Source organism: Frigoribacterium sp. MEB024, from assembly GCF_000878135.1.
GTDB lineage: Bacteria > Actinomycetota > Actinomycetes > Actinomycetales > Microbacteriaceae > Frigoribacterium.
This window is the reverse complement of sequence record NZ_JXQZ01000024.1, coordinates 1-24,351: the sequence shown is the minus strand read 5'-3', so window position 1 is coordinate 24,351 and position 24,351 is coordinate 1. Positions and strand designations below refer to the sequence as shown.

Annotated in this window: 20 protein-coding genes; 6 read left to right on the top strand and 14 right to left on the bottom strand. The window is 73.3% G+C overall.

Annotated elements, in window-relative coordinates; genetic code table 11:
- Positions 1–154: 154 nt before the first annotated feature.
- Positions 155–2,770 (bottom strand): lamin tail domain-containing protein, encoded by a 2,616-nt coding sequence (locus tag SZ60_RS17110; protein ID WP_052505191.1) that lies wholly within the window; start codon positions 2,768–2,770, stop codon positions 155–157.
- Between the two features lie 122 nt (positions 2,771–2,892).
- On the opposite strand from SZ60_RS17110, the gene ligD reads away from it, so the two are divergent.
- The gene (gene ligD / locus SZ60_RS05740; RefSeq protein ID WP_043594479.1) at positions 2,893–3,909 is read left to right on the top strand and encodes a non-homologous end-joining DNA ligase; all 1,017 of its coding nucleotides are present in this window, start codon (positions 2,893–2,895) and stop codon (positions 3,907–3,909) included.
- Between the two features lie 62 nt (positions 3,910–3,971).
- On the opposite strand, the gene SZ60_RS05735 is transcribed toward ligD, so the two are convergent.
- Positions 3,972–5,090 (bottom strand): ATP-dependent DNA ligase, encoded by a 1,119-nt coding sequence (locus tag SZ60_RS05735; protein WP_043594478.1) that lies wholly within the window; start codon positions 5,088–5,090, stop codon positions 3,972–3,974.
- Positions 5,091–5,232: 142 nt separating this feature from the next.
- On the opposite strand from SZ60_RS05735, the gene SZ60_RS05730 reads away from it, so the two are divergent.
- Complete coding sequence (locus tag SZ60_RS05730; protein WP_052505190.1) at positions 5,233–6,333, top strand: glycosyltransferase family A protein; 1,101 nt, start codon at positions 5,233–5,235, stop codon at positions 6,331–6,333.
- A gap of 409 nt (positions 6,334–6,742) precedes the next feature.
- On the opposite strand, the gene SZ60_RS05720 is transcribed toward SZ60_RS05730, so the two are convergent.
- Positions 6,743–7,705: an endonuclease/exonuclease/phosphatase family protein gene (locus SZ60_RS05720; RefSeq protein ID WP_052505189.1), complete on the bottom strand. Its 963-nt coding sequence runs from the start codon at positions 7,703–7,705 to the stop codon at positions 6,743–6,745.
- Positions 7,706–7,747: 42 nt separating this feature from the next.
- Complete coding sequence (locus tag SZ60_RS05715) at positions 7,748–9,028, bottom strand: MFS transporter (protein ID WP_043594475.1); 1,281 nt, start codon at positions 9,026–9,028, stop codon at positions 7,748–7,750.
- A gap of 171 nt (positions 9,029–9,199) precedes the next feature.
- On the opposite strand from SZ60_RS05715, the gene SZ60_RS05710 reads away from it, so the two are divergent.
- Complete coding sequence (locus SZ60_RS05710; RefSeq protein ID WP_043594474.1) at positions 9,200–10,003, top strand: sugar phosphate isomerase/epimerase; 804 nt, start codon at positions 9,200–9,202, stop codon at positions 10,001–10,003.
- A complete protein-coding gene (locus SZ60_RS05705; RefSeq protein ID WP_043594473.1) occupies positions 10,000–11,127 on the top strand; it encodes a Gfo/Idh/MocA family protein in 1,128 nt (375 codons plus the stop codon). Before SZ60_RS05710 ends, SZ60_RS05705 begins: the two co-directional genes overlap by 4 nt.
- 219 nt (positions 11,128–11,346) lie before the next feature.
- Here SZ60_RS05705 and SZ60_RS05700 read toward each other — a convergent pair whose 3' ends face one another.
- From SZ60_RS05700 to SZ60_RS05655, 10 genes are all read right to left on the bottom strand, one after another.
- Positions 11,347–11,619 carry a hypothetical protein gene (locus SZ60_RS05700; RefSeq protein ID WP_043594472.1) on the bottom strand — a complete coding sequence of 91 codons (273 nt, stop codon included), beginning with the start codon at positions 11,617–11,619 and terminating at the stop codon, positions 11,347–11,349.
- A 215-nt stretch (positions 11,620–11,834) separates the two neighbouring features.
- The gene (locus SZ60_RS05695; protein WP_043594471.1) at positions 11,835–12,542 is read right to left on the bottom strand and encodes an SDR family NAD(P)-dependent oxidoreductase; all 708 of its coding nucleotides are present in this window, start codon (positions 12,540–12,542) and stop codon (positions 11,835–11,837) included.
- A gap of 3 nt (positions 12,543–12,545) precedes the next feature.
- Entirely contained in the window at positions 12,546–13,775 is a 1,230-nt protein-coding gene (locus SZ60_RS05690; RefSeq protein WP_369700694.1) for an exo-alpha-sialidase, read from the bottom strand.
- Positions 13,776–13,876: 101 nt separating this feature from the next.
- Positions 13,877–14,677, bottom strand: coding sequence for an HpcH/HpaI aldolase/citrate lyase family protein (locus tag SZ60_RS05685; protein ID WP_043594469.1), 801 nt, complete (start codon positions 14,675–14,677; stop codon positions 13,877–13,879).
- Positions 14,678–14,743: 66 nt separating this feature from the next.
- Entirely contained in the window at positions 14,744–15,772 is a 1,029-nt protein-coding gene (locus SZ60_RS05680; protein WP_082059904.1) for an aldo/keto reductase, read from the bottom strand.
- Positions 15,769–16,599: an ABC transporter ATP-binding protein gene (locus tag SZ60_RS05675; RefSeq protein ID WP_043594468.1), complete on the bottom strand. Its 831-nt coding sequence runs from the start codon at positions 16,597–16,599 to the stop codon at positions 15,769–15,771. The genes SZ60_RS05680 and SZ60_RS05675 overlap by 4 nt, the downstream gene beginning before the upstream one ends.
- On the bottom strand, positions 16,592–17,476 hold the full coding sequence (locus SZ60_RS05670; protein ID WP_052505188.1) for an ABC transporter ATP-binding protein: 885 nt from the start codon (positions 17,474–17,476) through the stop codon (positions 16,592–16,594). The genes SZ60_RS05675 and SZ60_RS05670 overlap by 8 nt, the downstream gene beginning before the upstream one ends.
- Positions 17,473–18,507: an ABC transporter permease gene (locus tag SZ60_RS05665; protein WP_082059903.1), complete on the bottom strand. Its 1,035-nt coding sequence runs from the start codon at positions 18,505–18,507 to the stop codon at positions 17,473–17,475. Before SZ60_RS05665 ends, SZ60_RS05670 begins: the two co-directional genes overlap by 4 nt.
- Complete coding sequence (locus SZ60_RS05660) at positions 18,504–19,439, bottom strand: ABC transporter permease (protein WP_043594466.1); 936 nt, start codon at positions 19,437–19,439, stop codon at positions 18,504–18,506. Before SZ60_RS05660 ends, SZ60_RS05665 begins: the two co-directional genes overlap by 4 nt.
- Positions 19,440–19,441: 2 nt before the next feature.
- On the bottom strand, positions 19,442–21,016 hold the full coding sequence (locus tag SZ60_RS05655) for an ABC transporter substrate-binding protein (protein WP_043594481.1): 1,575 nt from the start codon (positions 21,014–21,016) through the stop codon (positions 19,442–19,444).
- 158 nt (positions 21,017–21,174) lie between these two features.
- Here SZ60_RS05655 and pdxA point away from each other — a divergent pair, with 158 nt between their 5' ends.
- Positions 21,175–23,523 (top strand): 4-hydroxythreonine-4-phosphate dehydrogenase PdxA, encoded by a 2,349-nt coding sequence (pdxA, locus tag SZ60_RS05650; RefSeq protein WP_043594464.1) that lies wholly within the window; start codon positions 21,175–21,177, stop codon positions 23,521–23,523.
- A 34-nt stretch (positions 23,524–23,557) separates the two neighbouring features.
- On the top strand, positions 23,558–24,334 hold the full coding sequence (locus SZ60_RS05645; RefSeq protein WP_043594480.1) for a DeoR/GlpR family DNA-binding transcription regulator: 777 nt from the start codon (positions 23,558–23,560) through the stop codon (positions 24,332–24,334).
- The last annotated feature ends 17 nt before the right edge of the window (positions 24,335–24,351 follow it).

Here is a 24,351-nt window from a genome sequence, read left to right as displayed (position 1 = left end):
CGCGCCGACCCGTTGCCCGGCCGCCGCCCGGCCGCCGTCCGGCAGCCGTCCGGCCGCCGCCCGGGCGCCGCACGACGAAGAACCCCGTTCCGAACGATGAACCCGGAAGCTTGCGGGTTCATCGTTCGGAACGGGGTTCGCGGGGCGTCGTTCGTCAGTCGCGGGTGGGGCGACGGCGACGGGCGATCAGGGTACCTGCCCCGGCGAGCACGAGCAGCAGGGCCGCGGCCGCCGCCCACCGGGCGTCGGAACCGGTGAAGGCGAGCTGCCCGTCGACCGACGCCGGGCCCGAGCCCTGACCGATCGGCGTCACGCCCGTGCCGGGATCGGCGGGAGAACCGGGGCCGCCGGGCGTCCCGGGTGCACCGGGGGTGCCGGGCGTCCCGGGGTCGCCGGGCGTCCCGGGGTCGCCGGGCGTCCCGGGGTCGCCGGGCGTCCCGGGGTCGGCCGCCACGCCGGGGAACGTCCCGGCGCGCAGCGAGAACCCGTCGGTGTCGTTGTCGTCCGCGTAGAACGTCTGACGGAACCCGTCGACGCTCGTCGCCGCCGGGGCGATCGCGAAGCCTTCGTTGGCGAGCCCCCGGTCGGCGTTCGCCGGTGCCTCGTAGACGACGTCCTCGGCGAACGCCCCCGACTCGTCGACCGAGAACAGCGCCGTGCGGCCCGAGCAGGCCTCGTCGCAGACGACCCAGAGCGCGTCGAGGTCGGCGTCGAACTGCAGGTCGGCGACCAGGGCGAACGACGTCGCGATCGTCGCGACGCGCTCGAACGAACCGTCGTCCATCAGGGCGTAGGCGTAGACGCTCGCGGTGCCCTCGACGCCGACGAAGAAGAGCCCGTCGCCGTGGCCGGCGTAGGTGGCCGGATCGTAGGAGGCGCCGGTCGCCTCGTCGACGAACCCCGCCTCGGTCAGCCACGCGTCGGGCACCCAGGTGATGCCCTCGAGGCCCGCGTTGGCCCCCAGGCCGGGGAAGTCCGCGGCGAGGTTCCACTCGTCGGTGGCGACCAGGGTCGTGGCCGGGCTCGCGGTCGCGGCGTCGTACCGCAGCACCGAGGGGCGGCTGACGGAGCCCGAGGCGTTGTTGCGCTCGGTCGACACGTAGACGCCCCCGGCGGACGAGTCGTCGGCGACCGTGACGCCCTCGGCGTCCACGATGTCGGTCGCGACCCCGCTCGGGTACAGCAGCTTCTTGCCGGCGACCCAGCCGTCGGTCGTCTGCGGAGCCCAGCCGCCGGCGCCGTCCGGGACGATGCGGTAGAGCAGGCCGTCGCCGTTCTGCACCGCCCAGAGCGTGCCGGCGGTGGCCGTGCCGGTCGGCTCGTAGTCGAGACCGCTCAGGTCGCCCGTGAAGGTGCCCTCGTCGTCCAGGGGGACCTCGTCGGGTCCGCCGGGCCAGGCGGTCGGCACGGAGACGCCGGCGAAGGTGTTGGCCGAGCCCTTGGTCGGGGCCGACGTGACGGCGAAGTCGCCCGTGCCGTCGGGGCCGCGGCCGTAGGTGGTGGCGGCGTGCGAGGTCCACGAGTACTCGTCGGCGAGGGTCGATCCGTCGGCCGCCGTCGTGCCGTCCGGCAGCAGCAGGCGCACCGAGTCGGCACCGCCCAGCCCGAAGTCGAAGCCGGCCGAGGTCGGGGTCTGCTCGTCGAGGACGACGAAGCCACCGGGGGCGACGACGGTCCCGGCCGGGATCACGTAGCGGTGCGTCGGGTCGGAGTCGGTCAGCACGTAGCCGCCGAGGTCGACCGACGAGGTGCCCACGGTGGTGAGCTCGACCCAGTCGCCGGGCGCGCCTCCCTGGCTCTCGACCTCGTTGATGCGCACGGGCGACGAGCAGTCGTTCGCCGCGCCCTTCGTGGTCGAGGTCGTCGTCGTCAGCTCGCCGGTGCCGTCGGGGCAGCGGCCGTGGCTGACCGTGCTGTGGACGCTCCAGGCGTACGACGCGACGAGCGTGCCCGCGGTGTCGAACAGGCGCGCCGAGTCGGGCTGGCCGAGACCGAAGTCGAAGCCGACCGGGTTCGAGCCCGAGGCCTGGTCGATCACGAAGAACGCACCGGGCTGCACGACCGAACCGGCGGGCAGGGTGAAGGGGGTGCGGACGTCGTCCTCGTCGCGGAAGGTGTAGCCCGAGACGTCGACGGGCACCGTGCCGACGTTCGTCAGCTCGACCCAGTCGGTGTCGTCGCCGTTGGACTCGACCTCGTTGATCACGACGTCGGTGGTGGCGGGCACGGCGGGGGTCGTCGGGTCGGTCGGGGCGGGGTCCGTCGGGTCGGTCGGCGCCGGTGTCGTCGCGCACTCGTTGGCGGTGCCCCGGGTTCCCGCGGCCGTCGTCGCGAACTCGCCGGTGCCGTCGGCGCAGCGGCCGTAGGTCGTGGTCGGGAACTGCGTCCAGGCGTACGAGTCGAGCAGCGTCGTGCCGTCGGCCGCGTAGAGCCGGACGGCGTCGGCGCGTCCGAGCCCGTAGGCGGCGGCGCCCCACACGGCGTCGTCGGCGACGTCGACGACCAGGCGCTCGCCGGCGGCGAGGACCGTACCCGCGGGCAGGGAGAGGGTCCGCGTGTCGTTGCTGTCGCGCAGCACGAAGCCCGACACGTCGGTGGGGGCGGCGGCGGTGTTGAGCAGCTCGACCCAGTCGTCGGTCGTGTCGATCTCGTTGACGACGACGTCGGCGTCGGCCGCGAGGGCGGGCAGGGCGCTCGTGGCCACGAGCCCGGCGGCAGCGATCGAGCCGGCCAGGGTCAGGGCGCCGAGGCGGAGCAAGGGCGTGCGCATGCGGGTGTCCGTTTCGTCGGGTGTGGACCGAACCATCTCGGACGGAAGCGACGCCCGGGTGAACACCCCGTGAACGCCGGCACCTCGTGCCCCGGCGGCGCGACGGGACTAGCGTCACGCACATGGCATCCGAGGCGACGACCCTGCGGGTGGGCGACCGCGACGTCCGCATCAGCAGTCCGTCCCGCGTGCTCTGGCCCGACCTCGGCGTGACCAAGCTCGACCTGGCGCACTACCTGGCCGAGGTCGGCACGCCTTTCGTCGCGGCGAACGGCGACCGTCCGATCTCGCTGCAGCGCTTCGGCGGCGACGTCGACGGCGACCAGTACTTCTCGAAGAACCCGCCCCGCGGCACCCCCGACTACGTGCGAGCCGTCGACGTCACCTACCCGAGCGGTCGCGTGCACCCGCAGCTCGTCATCGACGAGCCCGCCGCCGCGGTCTGGGCGGCCCAGATGAACACCCTGGTCTTCCACCCGTGGGCCTCGCGCGCCGAGCAGCCCGACCTGCCCGACCAGCTGCGCATCGACCTCGACCCGCAGCCGGGCACGAGCTTCGCGGACGCCGTGACGGCCGCGCTCGACCTCCGGGCCGTGCTCGACGAGGCGGGGCTCACCGCGTTCGTCAAGACGAGCGGCAACCGGGGCCTGCACGTCTTCGCGCCGATCGAGCCGACGCACGAGTTCCTCGAGGTGCGGCACGCCGTGATCGCCGCCGCCCGCGAGCTCGAACGCCGCACCCCCGACCGCGTCACCACCGCGTGGTGGAAGGAGGAACGCGGCGACCGCCTCTTCGTCGACTACAACCAGGCCAATCGCGACCGCACCATGGCGGGGGCGTGGTCTCCCCGGGCGCTGCCCCGCGCCTCCGTGTCCCTGCCGGTCACGTGGGACGACCTGCCCGGCATCGACCCGGCCGAGCACACCGTGCTGACGGTGCCCGAGCGACTGCAGACCCACGGCGACCCGTGGGGCTCGATGCACGAGTCGCCGGGGCGCATCGACACACTGCTCGCCTGGTGGGAGCGCGACGTCGCCGACGGCCTCGGCGAGCTGCCCTTCCCGCCCGACTTCCCGAAGATGCCCGGCGAGCCGCCCCGCGTGCAGCCCAGCCGGGCGCGGAAGCCCGCCGCCGACTGAGCCGGCGGGGCCGAGGAGGCGCGGCTCACCACCGCGAGCCCCGTTCGGTCACCGACACCCGCCTAGGCGAGCACCTCGCCCAGGTCGTACGCCGCCGGCACCTCGAGCTGGTCGAACCCGCACGAGCGGGCCTCGCGGTCGTCGCGCCACCGTTCGACCTGCACGGTGTGGCGGAACCGGGAGCCCTCCATCTGGTCGTACCGCACCTCGACCACGCGCTCGGGACGAAGCGGGACGAACGACACGTCCTTGCCCGACGAGAAGCGGCTGCGCTCGGTCTCGGCGTGACGCACCTCGCCGTCGTCGTCGCGGTCGACGAACGGTGCCAGCTCGTCGACCAGCTCGAGGCGACGGGCGTCCGAGAACGCGGACGCGCCTCCGACGTTCCGCAGTTCGCCCTCGTCGTCGTAGAGCCCGAACAGCAGCGACCCCACTCCTGAGCCGCTCTTGTGGACGCGGTAGCCGAGCACCACGACGTCCGCGGTGCGGTGGTGCTTGACCTTGAGCATCGTCCGCTTGCCCGGAGCGTAGGAGGCGCGGGTCGGCTTCGCGACGACCCCGTCGAGCCCGGCGCCCTCGAACTCGGTCAGCCACCGACGTGCGGTCGTGACGTCGTCGGTGGCCTGGCTGACGTGCAGGGGGTGACCCGCGCCTCCTGCCGTGGCGTCGGCACCGCCCTCGGGGCCGACCGTCTCGAGCAGCAGCGCGCGGCGCTCGGCGAACGGGGTGTCGAGCAGGTCGCGGTCGCCCAGGGCGAGCAGGTCGAACGCGACGAACATCGCGGGGGTCTCGACGCTGAGCTTCGCGACGCGCGACGCGGCCGGGTGGATGCGCTGGCCCAGCGCGTCCCAGTCGAGTCGTTCGTGACCGGGCTCGCCGGTGCGTACGACGATCTCGCCGTCGAGCACGCAGGGCCCTGGCAGGAGGCGCACGAGGGCCTCGACCAGCTCGGGGAAGTACCGGGTCAGCATCTTCGAGCCGCGGCTGCCGATCTCGATCGTGAGCGGGGCGCCGTCGGAGTCGTCGGGGCCGGCGGCGGCGCGCTCGGCGTACACGATGCCGCGGAACCCGTCCCACTTGGGTTCGTAGACGAGCCCGCCCTCGACGGAGTCGGGCTCGGGCACGTCGGCCACGGCCTTCGCGAGCATGGGGACGATCGGTTCGGCGGCGGTCGGGATCATGCGCCGAGTCTGCTCTCGCCGGGCGAGCGTGCGGCCAGACCCCGGGAAACCGCCGAGACCCCCGTGCGCGCCGAGGGGTCTCGGCGACGTCCTGGGGTGTGAACGCTCGACGTGACCCGCCCCGACCGGGTTGGATGGGCGAGTGCGTGTCTGTGTCGTCGTCCCCGTCCGAGACGACGGAGCCCTGCTCGACGCGTGCCTCCGATCGCTCGCGCGGCAGACGCGAGTGCCCGACGAGGTGATCGTCGTCGACAACGGCAGCACGGACGACACCGTGGAGGTGGCCCTCCGGCACGGTGCCCGCGTGGTCGCCGAGGCCGAGGTCGGCATCGCCGCGGCCGCGAGCACGGGCTACGACGCCGCCGCCGGGGTGGGTGCCGGGCCGGGCACCCCCGCACCCGCCGACCTCATCGGGCGGGTCGACGCCGACAGCGTCCTGCCCCGCACCTGGGTCGCCGATCTGCTCGGCACCCTCGTCGACGAGCCGGACGTGCTCGCCGTGAGCACGAACGCCCGCTTCTACGATGCGCCCGTCGGCGTCGAACGCCTGCTCTCGGCTCTGTACGTCGGCGCGTACCACCTCGTGATCGGGGCCGCCCTGGCGCACTGGCCGCTGTTCGGCTCGACGATGATGATGCGCCGCACCGCCTGGCTCGACGTCCGCGACGAGGTGCACCGGCACGAGACCCTGCTGCACGACGACATGGACCTCGCCCTGCACCTCGGCGACCGCCAACTCGCCGGTCGGGGCCGCATCGCCTACCGCCGCGACGTCGTCACGGGCATCTCGGCCCGGCCGCTCGACCCGGGCAACGCCCCGTGGCTGCGGACGTACCGGGCGCTGCACTCGTTCACGGTCCACGGCACCGACGGCCTGCCGTGGTCGCGCTGGTTGCGCGCCGACCCGGCCGGCGTCTTCACGCGGCTCGGCTGGGCGCCCTCAGCGGTGGTGGACGCGCGGGCGGCCGTGGCCGACGGCGTCGCCCCCGTGTCCGTCGGCACCCGCGCCGGCACCGGCTCCGGACGAGGAGGCGCGCGCGGCCCGGCAGCGGACGTCGCCCCCCACGAGGAACGGCAGCGCCAGCCCGGCCAGCAGCGAGCCGAGGCCGCCCGCGGCGAGGTCGCCGATCGTGTCGTCGTAGCCGACGAAGATCGCCGAGTCGACGAGGGTGTGGCCCGCCCACTCGCCCATCTCCCACAAGGTGCCGGCCGCCAGGCCGAAGGCGACCGTCAGCAGGACTGAGCCGACGCGGGCGGAGCGACCCGCGCCTCCTCGTCCGTCACGGCGGCCCGGCGACACGATCCAGCCGGCGCGGTGGGCGAGGACGACGAACACCGCGGCGAGCAGGCCGTTGAGCACGAAGTGCACGACCGTGTCGTAGCCCGTGACCCGGGTGTAGAGCTCGAAGACGCTGCTCCAGGCGGCCCCCAGCGCGGCGACGCCGACCATCAGGTCGAACGTCGCCCGGAGGCCGAGCATGCGGGGAACGAGGGTGCCGAGCAGGGCCAGCATCAGCACGGCGATCTCGACGACGCCCCAGCCGACGCCGACCACGACGACGCTCAGCGCGGCGACCACGCGGACGGCGTCGGCGACGTACTCGAGGACTCCGTGCGGGCGGCGGAGGAAGGTCTCGGCGACGGTGGGCATCTCAGGACTCCTCGGGGTGGTGCTCGACGGGACGGTGCTCTGCGGGACGGTGCTCGGCGGGACGGTGCTCGGCGTGCCCGGACGGCCAGCGCACGACGGCGTGCACCGGGTCGTGGTCGGAGGGGGCGACGCCGCCGGGACGGACCCCGCCGACGCCGGCCCGCTCGACGTGGGCCCCGGTGTCGACGAGCAGCCAGTCCAGGCGGCGGCCGCCGGTGCGGGGCGGGCCGTAGTTCGAGTACGAGCCCCAGCCCGGGTCGAGCCGCGCGTCGGCCACCACGCGGCTGTCGACCAGCCTGCCGCGGGTCAGCTCGCGGTGCGCGGGGGAGTCGACCACGGCGTTGAAGTCGCCCATCACGACGACGGGCCCGTCGAGGGCGTCGGTGAAGGTGCGCAGCTGCACGGCGGAGTGTCGCCGCGAGCGGGCCAAGAGGTGGTCGAAGTGCGTCACGACCACGTCCAGTCGGGCTCCGGTCGCGAGGTCCTCGAGCTCGGCGTGGACGGCCGTGCGGGGGATCATGTTGCCGTACGAGCGCGACCCCGGCACCGTGGGGGTGGCCGAGAGCCAGAGCGCCTCGTGGCGGACGATCCTCAGCCGGGCGGTGTCGACGTACAGCTCGACGCGCTCGCCGCCGCGGTCACGGTCGCGACCCGTGCCGACCGAGTCGTAGTCGGCGCCGAGGGCGTCCGCGAGCTGCGCGGACTGGTCGGGCAGCGCCTCCTGGATGCCCAGCACCGAGGGTCGCTCGGCCTCGAGCAGGAGGCGCAGTGCCGGCAGCCGGGACGACCACCGGTCGGCCAGTGCGTGACGGGTGGTCAGCACCTGCGGCATGCGCCGCCGCACGTTGTAGGTCATGAGGTGCAGGTCCGGGGCGGCCACCGGGCCGACCGTGGGTACGACCCGGTGGTCACCCGGACCGGCGGTGGCAGGGGTGGCGGCGGAGGTGTCGGTCGGGGGCGTCATGGCGTGTGCGACGGTAGGCCGTCGCACACGCCACCGCCCGACTCAGCGCACGCGCTTGATGGGGATGACGGCCAGGGCGCCGAGGATCGCCGCGACGCCGGCGGCCCAGAGCATCAGGGTGTAGTTGCCCGAGCCGGTGTTGCCGATGCCGAGGAAGAACAGCGCGATCGCCGGGGCGAGCGACTGCGGCAGGGCGTTGGCGATGTTGATGACGCCGAGGTCCTTGCCCGGACGGTCGGCGTTCGGCAGCACGTCGACGACGAGGGCGGTGTCGACGGCGGCGTAGATGCCGTAGGCGAAGCCCATGACGACCTCGGCGACGTAGAAGCCGGTGACGGTCTCGGCATGGGCCAGCAGGATCAGGCCGACCGCGAAGAGGGCGGTCGAGCCTCCGACGAAGACCTTGCGCATCTTGAGCCTGTCGCTCAGCCAGCCCGAGAGCGCGGCACTCGCCATCAACGCGATCGTGTAGAGCAGGACGCCGAAGGCGACCGCGGCCGTGGCGTCGGCGACGTCCGAGATGCCGAGGTGCTCCTGCATGTAGAGCAGTCGGTAGGTCGTGAACATGAACGTCGCGAGGATGATCAGGAACCGCGACCACCAGGCGAAGGCGAAGTCGCGGTGCTCGAGGGGGTTCGTCCAGAACGAGCTGACCAGGTTGACGAAGGTGAAGGGCTTGAGTTCGTATTCGGGCAGGTCGTCGCGGGCGACGACCGCGTAGACGAGGATCAGCACGATCGCGAGGACGCCCGGCGCGATGAAGAGCACCGGCAGGTTCGCGACGAACAGCACGGCGAGGTAGGTGCCCGCGAGGACGGCGATGTTCTGTGCCAGGGCGATGACGCTCGAGGCCTTGCCGCGCTGGAACTGCGGCACGTTGTCGGCGAAGCTCGCGGTCAGGGCGGCGAGCACGGCGTTGGCCGCGACCTGCGCGATCACCCAGGCGATGCCGAGCTGCAGCACGGTGGGGGCGAACGCGAGCCAGGCGAGGGCGAGCGTGAAGACGACGATGCCGCCCACCAGGTAGGGCCGACGGCGCCCCCACCGGGTGCGCGTGCGATCGCTCAGCGCGCCGACGAGGGGATTGGCGAGCAGCGCACCGAAGGCGCCGAACGGCAGGACGAGCCCGATGATGCTCGCCGGGTCGTCGGGGTTTAGCTGCTGGGCCTTGAGCTGCATGCTCACGTACACCGGCGAGAGCAGGGCCGCGAACAGGCCGAACTGTGCCAGGCCCAGCGCGATCATGTAGCCCCGCGACACCCTCACGGTGCTGACGGGTTGGGTGAGCACGCCCTGCGTGCCGATGGGGCCTGGGTTGGCCATGACGCCTCCTCGAGTCAAAACCTAGTCGCGCTAGGTGTTCGCAGAATACACAGCAGGTGTCGCCCGGGCAAGCGAATGCGTCGATTTCGGACGAACTTTTGTCATCCGTCGACATAAGTGACAGAGTTGGGCACAGACCACCGGAACCCCTCACGACAAAGGAGTCATTCCATGACCTCGTCACCCTCCGTTCAGCTCTACACGGTCCGAGACGCCGTCTCGGCCGACCTGCAGGGCGCCGTCGCCCGCATCGCCGAGATCGGCTTCACCCAGGTCGAGCCCTACTCGTTCGTCGAGCGTGCCGACGAGTTCGAGAAGGCCTTCGCCGCCTCCGGCGTCACCGCCCCCTCCGGCCACGCCCCCGTGATCGACTCCGACGAGCCCGAGCGCGCCTTCGCCGCCGCGGCCCAGCTCGGCATCGGCACGGTCATCGACCCGTTCATCCCGAGCGACCGCTGGCAGACCGCCGACGACGCCCGGAAGATCGCCGACCGCGTCAACGAGCTGCAGGTGCTCGCCGCGGCATCGGGCCTGAGGTTCGGCTACCACAACCACCAGTGGGAGTTCGCGAACAAGGTCGACGGCCGTCCCGTCTACGACTTCTTCCTCGAGCGCCTGAACGACGACGTCGTCCTCGAGATCGACACCTTCTGGTCGACCGTCGGCGGCATGGACACCCCGGCGCTGCTGCGCTCGCTGGGTGACCGTGTGCAGTTCCTTCACGTCAAGGACGGCAAGATCTCGGGCGACATCGCGACCGCCCTGCCCAGCAGCGAGAGCGCCCTCGAGGTGCCCGACGCGCTCGCCGCCGCCTTCAAGAACCAGACCCCGGCCGGTCAGGGCGACGTCGACGTCGCCGCCGTGCTCGCCGCCGCGCCGCACGCGCTGCGCGTCGTCGAGTTCGACGACTACGCGAAGGACGTCTTCGACGGCGTCGCCGAGTCCTTCGCCTGGCTGCAGGAGAACGACAAGTGAGCGGCGTCGACACGACCGCCGGCCGCACGGGACGCGTCGGCGTCGGCGTCATCGGCGCGGGCGTCATCAGCGGCACCTACCTCGAGAACATGACGCAGTTCGCCGACCTCGAGGTGCTCTTCGTCGCCGACCTCGACCTCGACCGTGCCAAGGCGCAGGCCGAGACGTACGGCGTCCCGGGTCACGGCACGGTCGACGAACTGCTCGCGATCGACGAGATCGAGATCGTCGTCAACCTGACGATCCCGGCCGTGCACGCCGAGGTCGGACGTCAGATCATCGCCGCCGGCAAGAACGTCTGGAGCGAGAAGCCCCTCGCCCTCGACCACGAGTCCGCGCGCGACCTGCTCGCCGCCGCCGAGGCGGCCGGCGTCCGCGTGGCCTGTGCACCCGACACCGTGCTCGGCGCCGGCATCCAGACCGCGATGCGCGCGATCGCCCGCGGCGACATCGGCCAGCCCCTGACGGCGACCACGATGTTCCACGTGCCCGGGCCCGAGTCGTGGCACCCCAACCCCGACTTCCTGTTCGCACTCGGGGCCGGTCCGCTCTTCGACATGGGGCCGTACTACGTGACGACCCTGGTGCACGCGTTCGGCTCGGCCAGCCGCGTCAGCGCGGTCTCGTCGAAGTCGTTCGACACGCGCACCATCGGCAGCGGCCCGCGTGCGGGCCAGACCTTCCCGGTCGAGGTGCCGACGCACCACGCGGCGCTCATCGAGTTCGCGGGCGGGCAGTCGGCGCAGTCGACGTTCTCGTTCCAGAACGCGCTGCCCCGCATGGGCTTCGTCGAGATCAGCGGCACCGAGGGCACCCTCGTGCTGCCCGACCCCAACACGTTCGAGGGCGACTCGAGCCTGTGGCGCTTCGGCCAGGACGAGCCCGAGACGCTCGCCGCCGTGGGGTCGACCTACGGACGCGGGTCGGGCGTGCTCGACCTGGCGCGGGCGATCCGCGGTGGCGACGCCGAGCGTGCCAGCGGGGCCGTCGCCTCGCACGTGCTCGACGTGCTGCTGGCGATCTCGTCGGCCGCCGAGCAGGGTGGGCCGGTCTCCGTCGAGTCCGCCGTGCAGCAGCCGGTGCCGCTCGACGAGAGCTGGGACCCCTCGGCCGCGACGCTCTAGTCCGGTCGGCTGCCGGGCCTGGCCTGGCCTGGCCTGGCCACAGGGATGTCACGACGTGCCGCTCACCTTCGCAGGTGAGCGGCACGTCGTGTCTCCTGGGTACAACAGCGGGCCCGTCGCGCGGATTCAGGTCGCGCGACGGGCCCGGGTCTGGTGGGGCAGCCCGGACGGGCCGCCCGGGCGGGACGGTCGGGGTGAGGCGACTCCGACCGGTGACGACTACGCGGTGCGGATCGAACCGGTCGCGGTGTGGATCGTGCCCGTGGCCGTGCGGACGGATGCCGTGGCCGACGAGAGGCGACGCAGCACGCCGGCGGTGTAGCGGCCGATCGACAGGTCTCGGCGAGCCGAGGTGCTGACGTACGAACCGGGGGCGACGTCGGCGGCGAGCGAGCCGACGTAGGAGCCGATCGTCGGGGCGGCGGGCGTGCTGACGTAGCGGCCGCCGAGCGGGGTGACGGGGGTGCGGGTGGTCGTGGCGGTGGTGTCCATGGTGACTCCTCGAGGCTTGGCGGGTCGTGTCGGTCGGGGGCCCGCGATCGGGGATCGAGCGGGCGGCCACCGGCGGGGAAGGCTGCGCCGAGGTGCTCGACGGTGGCCCTGGCCTCCGTCGGCGTTGCCACCACCATACGCCTTCTTTTGAATGGGTCAAAACAACTCGTGTTCGCTCCTCGCTTTTCGGCCAGGACGCACCACCCCGACCTCTCTCAGAGCGAGGCGCCCCCGCAGACGACGAGCGCCTGCCCCGTGATGCTCCGTCCGTGTGGCCCGAGCACGAACGCCACGAGCGCGGCCACGTCGACCGGGTCGACGAGCGCGCCCAGCGGCGGCACGACCGGAGCCGAGGAGGCGCGGGCCGGGTCGGCGAGCATCGGCGTGTCGGTGGGCCCCGGCGCCACGACGTTGGCGGTGACGCCCCGCGGAGCCAGTTCGGCCGCCCAGCTGCGGGCCAGCGCGACCTGGGCCGCCTTCGTCGCCGCGTACTGGCTCTTGCCGGCGACCCCGACGGCGGTACGGCTGCCGATCAGCACGATGCGGCCGCCGTCGGATAGCCGGTCGACGAGCGCGTCGACGAGGGCTGCCGCGGCCCCCACGTGCACGGCGAACATGCCCTCGAGGGCGTTGGGGTCGAGCCGCCCGAGCGGGGCGGCGACCTGGAACCCGGCCGCGTGGACGATCGCGTCGACCGGCTCGACGTCGACGACCGCCGCCGCGACGTCACCGGGCACCGACAGGTCGCAGCCGACCCACGAGAACCCCTCGCCCAGGTCGACCGCGCGCCGGCTGAGCCCGGTCACCCGCCACCCCTCGGCCAACAGGAACCCGGCGATCGCCCGCCCGATGCCCGAGCTGCAGCCCGTGACGACGGCGTGCCGGTCGGTGCCCGGCCCGCCCCGTGTCTCGTCGTCGGCCACGGCTCAGTCCCCGACGTCCGCGCCGGGCAGGTCGCGCACGCCGGGCGCGCCGGGCACGCCGGGCAGGTCGGCGGGCGACAGGCGCACGTGGCGGATCGCCCGTCGGTGCCAGGTGTAGGCCACGTGCACGGCCCTGTCGCTCGTCTGCGTGATGCTCGGGTACGACAGCTCGCGGTTCAGCCCGTCGCGGGAGTTGTTCGAGAGGCACCACCCGTCGCCGTCCTCGAGGTCGACGCGGTGCGGCCAGCTGCGCCCGTCGTCCGTCGACACCGCCAGCGACATCGGAGCCCGGGGCGTGCCCCAGAACGCCGTCCGGCCCCCCTCCGCAGGCGACCCGGCCCGCGCCTCCTGGTCGGCGTCCGCGTCCGCACCGGGCAGCACGGCCTGCTCGACGATGCCGGACTCGTCGATCTCGTCGTAGAGCCCGAGCCGGCGCTCGGTCGTGGCGTCGGCCCGGCGGTGGTTGTACACGATCGCGAGGCGGCCGTCGGCGAGCGGCACCCACTGCACCGACGAGTTGTTGTTGGGCAGCTCGGTCGGCACGGGCGCCGTCCAGGTGCGGCCGCCGTCGGTCGAGCGGGACTCGTGGACGGCGTCGGCCCAGCGGCTGCGGAAGAGCGCGAGCAGCGAGGCGTCCGGCAGCTCGTGCACGTTCATGTGCACGGCTCCCGTGCTGCCCGGGACGGTGACCTCACCCCACGTGGCGCCGCCGTCCCGGGAGATCATCACCGAGCTCGTGTCGTGGTCGCCCACCCACGCCTGCCCGGGGGTCGTCACGCAGCGGAACACCGGCACGAGCAGGTCGCCTGCCCGGCTGACGACCGGCGGTTGCCGGACGAACACACCGCCGGTCTCGTCGGCCGCGAAGAGCGTCGACGGCTCACCCCAGGTCGTCCCGCCGTCGGTCGAGACCCGGCGGCGCACCTCGGCCGAGTCCTGTTTGCCCGCCCGTTGAGCGGTGTAGAGCAGCCAGACGTCGCCCGAGGGGGCCGTGAAGAGCACCGGGTTCTGCTCGGAGCGCGCGGGGTCGTCGCTGAGCCGCACGGGCTCGGACCAGACCTCGCCGTCGAGGGTCGAGAACCAGACGTGGATGTCCGAGACGCCCTCCTGCGTGCCGCCGAACCAGACGCAGGCCAGGCGACCGTCGGGCAGTTCGGCGAGGTTGGCCGCGTGCGACTGCACCGTGGCCGTCGGCACGTACGACCAGGAGCGTCCCGCCGCGTCGGGCCGCAGCCGGCCGTCGGCGACGACGCCGTCCGCGTCGTCCGCCCCGTCGACGCCCACAGCGCCGACCGGGACCGCGGCGCCCTGATCCGCCGCCGTGTCCTGCCTGCTCACGCCGCGCCTCCTGCGGTCGCGTCGGCGTCGTCCGTCGCGGTCGCCCGCCGCAGGTGGTCGCGTGCGGCGGCCTCGAGGTGGTTGAGGTCACCGGCCACGGTCGCGAACGTGTAACCCGCCGCGAGGCGTTGCCGGGCGACGTCGCCGTGCGGCGTGTGGATGCCCGCCGCGATGCCCGCCGCCTCGGCCGCCGCCGCCACGCGGACGAGGGCGGCGTCGAAGGCCTCCTGCACGGCCGGGTCGCCCGGGTACGCCCCGCCCACCGCGATGCAGAGGTCGCTCGGGCCGACGTAGAGGCCGTCGAGCCCGGGGGTGGCCGCGATCGCCTCGACGTTCGCGAGCCCGTCGGGCGTCTCGATCATGGCGAGCACGATCGTCGTGTCGTTCGCGTCGGCCGGCACGGGGCCGATGCGCAGGCTCGACCGCATGGGGCCGTACGAGCGGCGGCCGTGCGGCGGGTACTTCGCGCTGCGCACCGCCGCGGCGGCGTCCTCGGCCGTGTCGACGAGCGGCACGATGACGCCGGCCGCCCCGGCGTCGAGGGCCTTGCCGATGGGCGTGATGTCGTTCGCCTCGACCCGCACCAGGCCGGCCGAGGTCTGCCCCGCGTCGATCGCGAGCAGGCCGGTCATCATGCCCTGGTAGCCGAAGAGGCCGTGCTGCGCGTCGAGGCAGACGTAGTCGTAGCCGAGCCGCGCGATGCGCTCGGTCGCGGGCGGCGCGTCGAGGGTGATCCAGTAGCCGACCGCCCTCTCGCGGCGGCGGATCGTGCGGGCGAAGTCGCTGGCGGTGCTCATGGTGCTCTCTCTCGTGCGGTGTGCGCGGTGCGTGCGGTTCGGTCGGGGGAGGTCAGGAGGCACGGGTCAGCGCGCGTACGGAGGCATCGGCCCCCGCAACGAGCGTCCGACCTCGTCGCAGGCCGCCACGACCTCGTCGGGCAGCGGCCCGTCGGCGATCGCGGCGACGTTGGCGGTCAGCTGCTCGGGCCGGGAGCCGCCGAGCAGCACCGAACCGACCTCGGGCCGGTACGCCACCCAGCGCAGGGCGAGCTCGACGAGCGTCACCCCGGCCTCGGCCGCGACACCCGACAGTCGGTCGATCGCGACGAAGAGGTCGGCGTCCCAGTAGCGCTTCGTGTACATCTCGGCGAGGGCCGAGTCACCGAAGCGCCCGTCGGTCGGCGTCTCGTCGAACCGGTGCCGACCGGTCAGCAGGCCACCGCCGAGCGGGTTGTAGACCATCGTCTCGAGCCCGTGGACGCTCGCGAACTCGAGGTACTCGTCGTCCAGACGGCGCGCCACGAGGTTGCACAGCTGTTGTGCGACGACCGGGCGGGGAGCTCCCACGGCGTCGGCCACGCGTTCGACGTCGCCGATCTGCCAGGCGGCGAAGTTCGAGACGCCGAGCGAGAGCACCTTGCCCTCGGCGACGAGCGCGGCGACCGTCGACAGGGTCTCGTCGAGCGGCGTCAGGCGGTCGGGCTGGTGCAGGTAGAACAGGTCGAGCCGGTCGGTGCCGAGGCGGCGCAGGCTCGCCTCGACGCTCGCGCGCAGGGCCACGGCCGAGAGCGGCGGCAGGCCGCCCGCGTCGGCGTGCGGCATGCCGGCCTTCGAGGCGAGCACGACCTCGTCGCGTCGCCCGGCGAGCAGGCGGCCGAGCATCGTCTCGGTCGTGCCGCCGACGTACGCGTTGGCGGTGTCGATCCAGCTGACGCCCGCGTCGCGCGCGGTGTCGAGCATCCGGGCGGCGGTGGCCTCGTCGACGGTGTCGCCGAAGGTCATCGTGCCGAGCACGAGCCGAGGAGGCGCGGGTCGGGTGGCCGCCGCATCGCCCGTCACGGCGGTGTCGGCGTCGGCGACGGTGTCGGTCCGGGCGGTGTCGGTCCGGGTCATGCGGTGGCTCCCAACGAGAGGCTGCGGACGACGTGGCGCGGCTTCACGCCCGTCATCGTGGCGGGGTCGAGGGCGGCCCGGCGCAGCCGCCGCGTGTAGTCCTCGGTGGGCGAGGTGAGCACCTGTGCGGTGGCGCCCTGCTCGACGACGGCGCCCTGCTTCATGACGAGCACGCTCTCGCTGATCTGCTGCACGACGCCGAGGTTGTGCGAGATGACGACGTAGGTGATGCCCGTGTCGACCTGGATCTCGCGCAGCAGCTCGAGCACCTGCGCCTGCACCGACACGTCGAGCGCGCTCGTCGCCTCGTCGCAGATCAGCAGGTCGGGGCTCGAGGCGAGCGCCCGCGCGATGCCGATGCGCTGGCGCTGGCCGCCCGAGAACTCGTGCGGCCGACGGTCGAGCGCGGTCGAGGGCAGGCCGACGCGGTCGATCAGGCGGGCCGCCTCGGTGGCACGGTCCTGGGCCGACCGCACGCCCTTCAGCCGGAGCGGTTCGGCGACGATGTCGCGGGCGCTCAGGTGCGGGTCGAGCGAGCCGTACGGGTCCTGGAAGACCATCTGGAACCGGTGCCTCAGGGGCCGCAACCGCGCCTCCGACAGGGTCGCCAGGTCGGTGCCGTCGAGCACGATGCGCCCGCTGGTCGGCTGCAACAGCCGCATGACCGCCTTGGCGATCGTGGACTTGCCGCAGCCCGACTCGCCCACGATGGCGAAGGTGCTGCCGCGGCGCACCGAGAACGACACGTGGTCGACTGCGCGGTGGGCGGTCGAGCCGCTGCCGTAGTCGACGACCAGGTCGTCGACCTCGAGGATGGTGTCAGACACGGGTGGCCTCCGGTCGGTCGGTGCTGGACGGGGCGGGCGTGGACGGGGTCTCGTCCCAGGCGCCCAGGGTGGGAACCGCGGCGAGCAGGCCCTGCGTGTAGGGCTCGGCGGGGTGCTCGACGATCTGCCGCACGTCGCCCGACTCGACGAAGACGCCGGCCTTCATGACGTGGATGCGGTCGGACACCAGGCGGGCGACCCCGAGGTCGTGGGTGATCATCAGCAGGCCGATGCCGCGCTGCTCCTGCAGTTCGAGCAGCAGGTCGAGGATGCCGGCCTGCACCGTCACGTCGAGGGCGCTGGTCGGCTCGTCGGCGACGATGAGCTGCGGCTCGCAGGCCAGGGCGATGGCGATCAGCACGCGCTGCAGCATGCCGCCCGAGAGCTGGTGCGGGAACTTCCGCAGCTGGGCGACGGGGTCGGGGATGTGCACCTGTTCGAGGAGGCGCACGGCCCGCGCGGTCACGGCGGCCCGACCGCTGGCGGCCCCGGCGATGCGGATCGCCTCACCGAGCTGCGAGCCGATCGACCGCACCGGGCTGAGCGCCGTCATGGGGTCCTGCGGGATCAGCGCGACCGCCCGGCCGCGCACCTTCCGCACGGCCGAGGCGGAGGCGAGCACGTCGAGTCCGGTGATGCGCACGTGGCCCGAGACCACGGCGAGGTCGGCGGGCAGCAGCTGCAGCACGCCCATCGCGGTGGTCGACTTGCCCGAGCCGGACTCGCCGATGATCGTGACGGTCTCGCCGCGGGCGATGTGGAACGAGACGCCGTCGACGGCGCGCACGATGCCGTTCGTCGTCATCAGCTCGATCTGCAGGTCGCGCACCTCGAGCAGCAGGTCGGGGTCGACGGAGTCGTCGGTCACGGGGGTCATGCGATCGTTCCCTTCTTCGGGGTCGAGGTCGGCGCCGAGGTCGACGCCGAGGTCGACGGGCGCAGCCCGACGAACCGACGGAGGCGCGAGGCCGCCGACCGGCGCGGCCGGTCCCGCAGGGCGTCGCCCAGCAGGTTCACCCCGACGACGAGCAGCACGATGAACAGGCCCGGAATCGTGACCATCCACCAGGCCGTGGTGACGTAGTCCTGGCCGTCCGAGATGATGCGGCCCCAGGTGGCGAACGGTCGCTGCGGGCCCGCCCCGAGGAAGCTCAGGGCGCTCTCGAGCAGCACGGCCTGGGCGAGCAGCAGCAGCACGACGAGCGTCGCCTGCTTGATGACGTTCGGCACGACGTGGCGCAGCAGGATCGTGAAGCGGTTCAGGCCGAGCGTCCGGGCCGACGAGACGTACGGCTTCTCGCGTTCGACGAGCACGAGCGAACGGGTCAGGCGGGCCACCTCGGGCCACTGCGCGATCGCGATCACGAAGGTGATGACCGGGATCGACGGGCCGAAGAGGGCGACCACGAGCAGCAGCATCATCAGCAGCGGCAGCGACATCTGGGCCTCGAGCAGGCGGCTGATCAGCGTGTCGGCCCAGCGCCCGTAGAACCCGGCGATCGAGCCGAGCACGACGCCGATCGCACCCGAGACGAGGACGGCGAGCACGCCGATCGCGAGCGAGACCTGGCCGCCGTGCAGCACGCGCGAGAGCAGGTCGCGGCCGAGCTGGTCGGTGCCGAACAGGTGCCCGGCCGTGAACGGAGGCGCGAGGCGGTTGCCGAGGTCCTGGCCGTTCGCGTCGGGCAGCGGCAGGGCCTGCGCCAGCACGATCGGGATGATGACCACGAGGGCGCAGATCGCCCCGACCCAGAGCTTGACGCGGGCGGCGGAGGTCCGTCGGGCCGCTTCGGACCTCTTCAGCAGGCGCGGCGTGACCGCGGTGGGTCGCGCCTCCTCGGGGGTCCGGCCGGACGGGCCGGCGGTCGCCGGGCCGGACGGGCGTCCGGAGGTGTCGGTGCGGGTCATGCGGCACTCGCCTTTCCGAGCCGCACGCGCGGATCGAGCAGGGGATAGGCGAGGTCGATCAGCAGCTGGACGCCGACGGCGAGCAGCGACGTGACCAGCACGGTCGCCTGGATGAGGGGGTAGTCGCGGGTCTCGAGTGCCCGCACGATGAGCGACCCGACGCCGGGCCAGGCGAACACGACCTCGACCACGACGACGCCGTTGAGCATCGCCGCGAACCGGGTGCCGAGGGCCGTGAAGACCGGGATCGCCGAGTTGCCCATGGCGTAGCGCCAGGTGAGGGCGCGCTCCGAGACCCCACGCGACCGGGCCACGGTCAGGTAGGGCGCCGAGAAGTTGGTCGCCATCTCGCGTCGGACGAGTCGGGAGATGAGCGCCACCTGCAGGATGGCGATCGTCACGGTCGGCAGGACGAGGCCGCCCCAGGTCGCGAAGCCCGAGGCCGGGAAGATCGGGATCACGACGGCGAAGGCGCTGAGCAGCAGGATGCCGGTCCAGAAGTCGGGCATCGACTGGCCGGCGATCGCGACGACGTTCACGCCGGTCTCGCTGCGGGTGTCGGTGCGGCGGGCCATCCAGACGCCGAGCGGGATCGACACGACGGCCGCCAGCAGGATCGCCGCGAACGAGAGCGTCAGCGTGTACGGCAGTCGTTCGAGGACGACCTGCACGGCCGGTGCCTGGAACGAGTACGAGGTGCCCAGGTTGCCCGTGAACAGCTGCTGCAGGAACACGCCGTACTGCTGCAGCAGCGGGTCGTCCAGGCCGAACTGCTCGCGCACGGCGGCGAGCTGTTCGTTCGTCGCGAGCGGCCCGGCGTAGGCCACGGCCGGGTCGCCGGGCGCGAGGCGGATCAGCACGAAGACCGTCGACACCGTGAGGAACACGGTGAGCAGGCCCTGGCCGAGGCGCTTGAGGATGTAGGTCGCCATGGTCAGGCCCCCAGTCGGACGTCGGCGAGCGGATACGTGTTGGACGACGCGAGGGCCAGGCGCTCGACCCGCTCGCGACGGGCGAGCACCGACTTGGGCACGAAGGCCCAGGCGCAGGGCCAGGTGTCCCAGGCCGCCTGCTGCGCCTCGGCGAGCCGCTGCTGGCGCAGCGTCGCGTCGGGTTCGGTGGACGCGCGGGCGATCGCCTCGGCCACGTCGGGCTGCACGTAGCCCTGGTAGGTGTCGCGGGTCTGTTCCTTCTCGGCGGTGCCCGCGTACATGCCCTGCAAGATGGTCAACGCGAGGCCCGTGGGGGCCGAGAAGCCGTTGCCGAGCAGGTCCCAGTCGCCGGCCTTGCCCTGGCGCCACTGCAGGATGTCGCCACCGGGCTCGAACTGCTGGAGCGTGGTCCGCACGCCGATCGAACCGAACATCTCCACGAGGGCCTCCATGATGAAGGTGTCGCCGGCGAACTCGCCGGTCTCCCAGATGATGCGCAAGGTCAGGTCGCTCGCCCCGAGCTCGGCGAGCGTGCGCCGGGCGAGGTCGGGGTCGTAGGTGTACTCGCCCGTCTTCGCGTAGCCGAGCAGGCTCGGCGGCACGACGCCGTCCGCCTGCGTCGCCGAGTCGGTCAGCACGTCGCGCACGAGGGCGCGGCCGTCGATCGCGTGGCTGAGCGCCTCGCGCACCCGGGCGTCGGCCAGCGGGTGCCCCTCGGGCTTGCGGAAGTTGTAGAAGATCTGGTTGATGCGCAGGCTCGAGGCCTCGTCGAGGGCGATCCCGGGCAGTCCCTGCAGCTGCGTCGCCGAGTCGGGCGTGATCGAGTCGATCACGTCGACCTCGCCGCTGCGCAGCGCGATCACGCGGCTGGACTCCTCGGGCAGGAACCGCACCTCGACCCGGTCGACGCCCGGCGCCTCGCCCCAGTACTGCTCGTTGCGGCTCAGGCTGTAGGTGCCGGCGCCGCGGTTGAAGCGCGTGACGACGAACGGGCCGCTGCCCACGCCGTCCTGCAGCTCTTCCGGTTTGTTGGCCGCGGCCGGGGTGATCAGGATGTTGCTCATCAAGGCGTCGAGCACCGGGATCGGCTGCGACGAGTCGAGCGTGAAGGTGCGCTCGTCGATCGCGGTCACGGTCGGGAACTCGGGGAAGAAGCTGGCGACGAACGAGCCCTGCACCTGCTCGTACATCTGCAGCGCGGTGGCGACGTCGGCGACCGTGACGGGCGTGCCGTCCGAGTAGCGGACGCCCTCGCGCAGCCGGACCGTCCACTGCGTGTCGCTCGTCGGCTCGAAGCTCTCGGCGAGCACGAGCTCGGGCGTGATGTCGGGGCCGATGCGCGTGAGCGCCTGGCGCACCGCCCGCTGCACCGTGACGGCCGCGTCGAACTGGTTCAGCTTGTTGTCGAGGCTGACCAGCGAGCGGTTGAGGGCCAGGGTCAGCGTGCCGGGCCCGGGCAGCCCGGTCGGACCGGCACAGCCGGCGAGGCTGGTGGCGGTCACGAAGAGTCCGGCGGCGGCACCCCAGCGGAGCAGGGTACGGCGCGACATCTCGTGGTCCGCGAACGGAACGGTCATCATCGACCTCTCGATCCAGGGGTTCGACGAGGTCGACGGCGCCCGGTCCCGCAGCGCTGCGACGCCCTCGTCCGGGCTGGATGACACTGTGCCAGGGCTGCGCGTTTCGCGCAAGACCATTGGCGCACAACGCGCAGTCGTGTCAGGATGGCCGCATCATGACCCCGATCACCGTCATCGCCGACGACCTGTCCGGCGCCGCCGAGACCGCCGAGCAGTTCCGGCTGCGCGGTCACGAGACCTCGGTCTCGCTCGGCGTGCCGTCCGGGCCGGCCACCGGGGTCACGGTCGTCGACGTCGGCATCCGCGCCGGCACCGCCGAGGAGGCGCGGGTCGCGATCGACACGCTGCCCCTGCCGGTCGGCACCCTCGTCCTGAAGAAGACGGACTCGCTCTGGCGCGGTCACGTCGGGCCCGAGCTCGAGGCCCTGACCGGCCGAGGCTACGACGTGGTCGTGGCGGGGGCGTTGCCCGCTCTCGGGCGCACGGTCGTCGGCGGGCGGCCCCTCGTCGACGGGCGACCGTTGGCCGAGACGCCCCTCTGGCACCTCGAACCGCGCGACGCCCCCGCGACCCTCGCCGAACTGGTCGACCACCCGTCGGCCCTCGTCGGCCTCGACGTCGTTCGCTCGGGTCCGGTCGCCTTCGCCGCTCGCCTCGACGACGCACTCGTCGGGGGAGCCCTCGCCCTCGTCGACGCCGAGACCGACGACGACCTCGCGGCCGTGGTCGCGGCCGTTCTCCGACTGTCCGGGCGCCCCGGGGTCCGTCGGCCCGTCGCCCTCGCGGGCAGCGCCGCACTCGCCGCCGCGCTCGCCGACGCGGTGGCTCCGGGCGTGGACCCGGCGGTGGCTCCGGGCGGCCACGCTCTCGCGTCCGACGACGTCGCGCCCCGTGGTGGGGCCGGGCCCGTGCGACCCGTCCTCGTCGTGGTCGGCTCGGCCGCCGAGGTGGCCCGCGGCCACGCCGACGTGCTCGCCGCGACCGGTGCGGACGTGCACGTGCTCGACCCGGCGGACGACGCGGGTGACCTCGTCGAGGTGACCCGCGCCTCCTTGTCCCGGTCGTCCGTCGCCGTGCTGACGGTGACCGCACGGCGCCTGCCCGACCCGCTCGTCGGGTCGGCGGCCCTCGCCGAGGTCGTCGCCCGGGTCGGCGTCGACCTCGACCTCGACCTCGTGCTGACCGGCGGCGAGACCGCCCGCGCGGTGCTCGACCGGCTCGCCACGACCACCCTGCGGCCGCTCGCGCAGGTCGAGCACGGTGCCGTCCTCAGCCTCGCGGCCGACGGGCGGGGCACCGCGGGCGACGGCCGGCTCGTCGCCACGAAGCCCGGCAGCTTCGGCGGCCCCACCGTGCTCGCCGACCTCGTCGACCTGGTGCGCCGCACGCGCGCCGGCGCCGACCCCCATGACCTCACCGCGTCGGCCGCGTCCGGCGCCCCCACGAAACGGAGAACCCCCATGACCACGACGACACCCGACACGCGGCCGTTCATCGCCGTCACCATGGGCGACGGCGCCGGCGTCGGACCCGAGGTGACCGTCGGCGCGCTGCTCGACGAGGCCGCCTACCGCGACGCCCGCCCGGTCGTCGTCGGCGACGCCCACCGACTGCGGCTGGGGGCCGCCGCGCTCGGCGTCGAGGCCGAGATCGTCGAGGTCGACGGCCCCGCCGACGCCGTCTTCAGCCCCGGCCGCATCAACGTCGTCGACCCGCACCTGCTCTCGGCCGACCTGCCCTGGGGTGCCGTCTCGGCCGAGGCCGGCCACGCCGCGTACGAGTACATCCGCATCGCGTGCGAGCTCGGCATGGCCGGCCTCGTGCAGGGCATCTGCACCGCTCCGCTGAACAAGGCGGCGTTGCACGAGGCCGGTCACGTGTTCCCCGGTCACACCGAGCTGCTGGCCCACTTCATGGGCGTCGGCGAGGTGTCGATGATGCTCTCGACGCCCAAGATCAAGGTGATCCACGTGACCACCCACATCGGGTTGATCGACGCCATCGCCAAGATCGAGCCCGGCCTGGTCGAGCGCACGGTGCGCCGCGGCTGGGAGGCCCTGCGCCGCGCGGGCGTCGACGACCCCCGCATCGGCGTCTGCGCGATCAACCCGCACGCCGGCGAGAACGGCCTGTTCGGCTACGGGGAGGAGGCCGAGAAGATCACCCCCGCCATCGAGGTGCTGCAGGCCGACGGCGTCCGCGCCGTCGGACCGCTGCCGGCCGACACCGCGTTCTTCCTCGGCGGTCGCGGCGACTACGACCTCATCGTGGCGATGTACCACGACCAGGGCCACGGGCCGGTGAAGGTGCTCGGCATCGAGGCCGGTGTCAACATCACCGTCGGGCTGCCCGTGATCCGCACCTCGGTCGACCACGGCACCGCGTTCGACATCGCCGGCACCGGGGTCGTGGCCGTCGGTAGCATGATCGAGGCGCTGCGCCAGGCGGTCGAGATGTCGCCCAGCCCGGCCGACGCCGTCGAGGTCGGTGCACCGTCGGCGTGACGCCGCCCGCCCCACCGAACAGGACGGCCATCGCATGAGCACCACGGCACGGGAGCGACGCCGCGACATCGTCGAGCTCGCCCACACCACCGGGCTGGCGAGCGTCGACGAGCTGAGCCGCCGCTTCGAGGTGACCCCGTCGACGATCCGCCGCGACCTCGCCGAGCTCACCCGGCGCGGCGAGATCGCGCGCACCTACGGCGGGGCCATGCCGCTCGGCGCCCCCGGGGCCGAGCCGACCTTCCGGCAGCGCAACAGCGAGGCCGGGGTCGCCAAGGCCGAGATCGCCCGGTACGCCCGCACACTCGTCCACGACGGCGAGACGCTGCTGCTGGACGCCGGGTCGTCGGTCGCGGCCCTCGCCCGGGAGGCGCGCTCGGGTCTGGTCGCGACGGTCGCCACCACCTCGATCGCCGTCATCCAGCAGCTCGCCGACTCGGACGGCATCCACCTCGAGTGCCTCGGTGGCACGCTGCGTCCGGCCAGCCAGGGCTTCGTCGGGCCGCTGGCCGAGGCCGCGCTCGAGCGCCTGACCTTCGACCGGGTGTTCCTCGGCGCCGACGGCGTGCTCGCCTCGGGGCACGTGGTCGAGGCGGACCTCGTGCAGACCCGCCTCAAAGAGCTGATGTGCCGCCAGTCCGGGCGCGTCTACGTGCTGGCGGACGGCTCGAAGCTCGGTCGCGCGACGTTCCACGCCCGGGCGGCGCTGCCCGAGGGCTGGACGCTCGTCACCGACGCCACGGCCGCGCCCGAGGCCCTGGCCGAGTTCGCGGCCGCCGGCGTCGACGTGGTCGTCGCGCCCGCCGGCTGACGCCGCGTCGGCGACGA

Excerpts from the sequence above, each read along its gene's own strand:
- SZ60_RS05735 (WP_043594478.1), bottom strand. The coding sequence starts at position 5,090 with ATGATCCCGACCGCCGCCGAACCGATCGTCCCCATGCTCGCGAAGGCC.
- ligD (WP_043594479.1), top strand. The coding sequence starts at position 2,893 with ATGGCATCCGAGGCGACGACCCTGCGGGTGGGCGACCGCGACGTCCGC.
- SZ60_RS05720 (WP_052505189.1), bottom strand. The coding sequence starts at position 7,705 with ATGACGCCCCCGACCGACACCTCCGCCGCCACCCCTGCCACCGCCGGT.
- SZ60_RS05645 (WP_043594480.1), top strand. The coding sequence starts at position 23,558 with ATGAGCACCACGGCACGGGAGCGACGCCGCGACATCGTCGAGCTCGCC.
- SZ60_RS05700 (WP_043594472.1), bottom strand. The coding sequence starts at position 11,619 with ATGGACACCACCGCCACGACCACCCGCACCCCCGTCACCCCGCTCGGC.
- SZ60_RS17110 (WP_052505191.1), bottom strand. The coding sequence starts at position 2,770 with ATGCGCACGCCCTTGCTCCGCCTCGGCGCCCTGACCCTGGCCGGCTCG.
- SZ60_RS05670 (WP_052505188.1), bottom strand. The coding sequence starts at position 17,476 with ATGACCCCCGTGACCGACGACTCCGTCGACCCCGACCTGCTGCTCGAG.
- SZ60_RS05710 (WP_043594474.1), top strand. The coding sequence starts at position 9,200 with ATGACCTCGTCACCCTCCGTTCAGCTCTACACGGTCCGAGACGCCGTC.
- pdxA (WP_043594464.1), top strand. The coding sequence starts at position 21,175 with ATGACCCCGATCACCGTCATCGCCGACGACCTGTCCGGCGCCGCCGAG.
- SZ60_RS05715 (WP_043594475.1), bottom strand. The coding sequence starts at position 9,028 with ATGGCCAACCCAGGCCCCATCGGCACGCAGGGCGTGCTCACCCAACCC.
- SZ60_RS05665 (WP_082059903.1), bottom strand. The coding sequence starts at position 18,507 with ATGACCCGCACCGACACCTCCGGACGCCCGTCCGGCCCGGCGACCGCC.
- SZ60_RS05660 (WP_043594466.1), bottom strand. The coding sequence starts at position 19,439 with ATGGCGACCTACATCCTCAAGCGCCTCGGCCAGGGCCTGCTCACCGTG.
- SZ60_RS05685 (WP_043594469.1), bottom strand. The coding sequence starts at position 14,677 with ATGAGCACCGCCAGCGACTTCGCCCGCACGATCCGCCGCCGCGAGAGG.
- SZ60_RS05680 (WP_082059904.1), bottom strand. The coding sequence starts at position 15,772 with ATGACCCGGACCGACACCGCCCGGACCGACACCGTCGCCGACGCCGAC.
- SZ60_RS05655 (WP_043594481.1), bottom strand. The coding sequence starts at position 21,016 with ATGACCGTTCCGTTCGCGGACCACGAGATGTCGCGCCGTACCCTGCTC.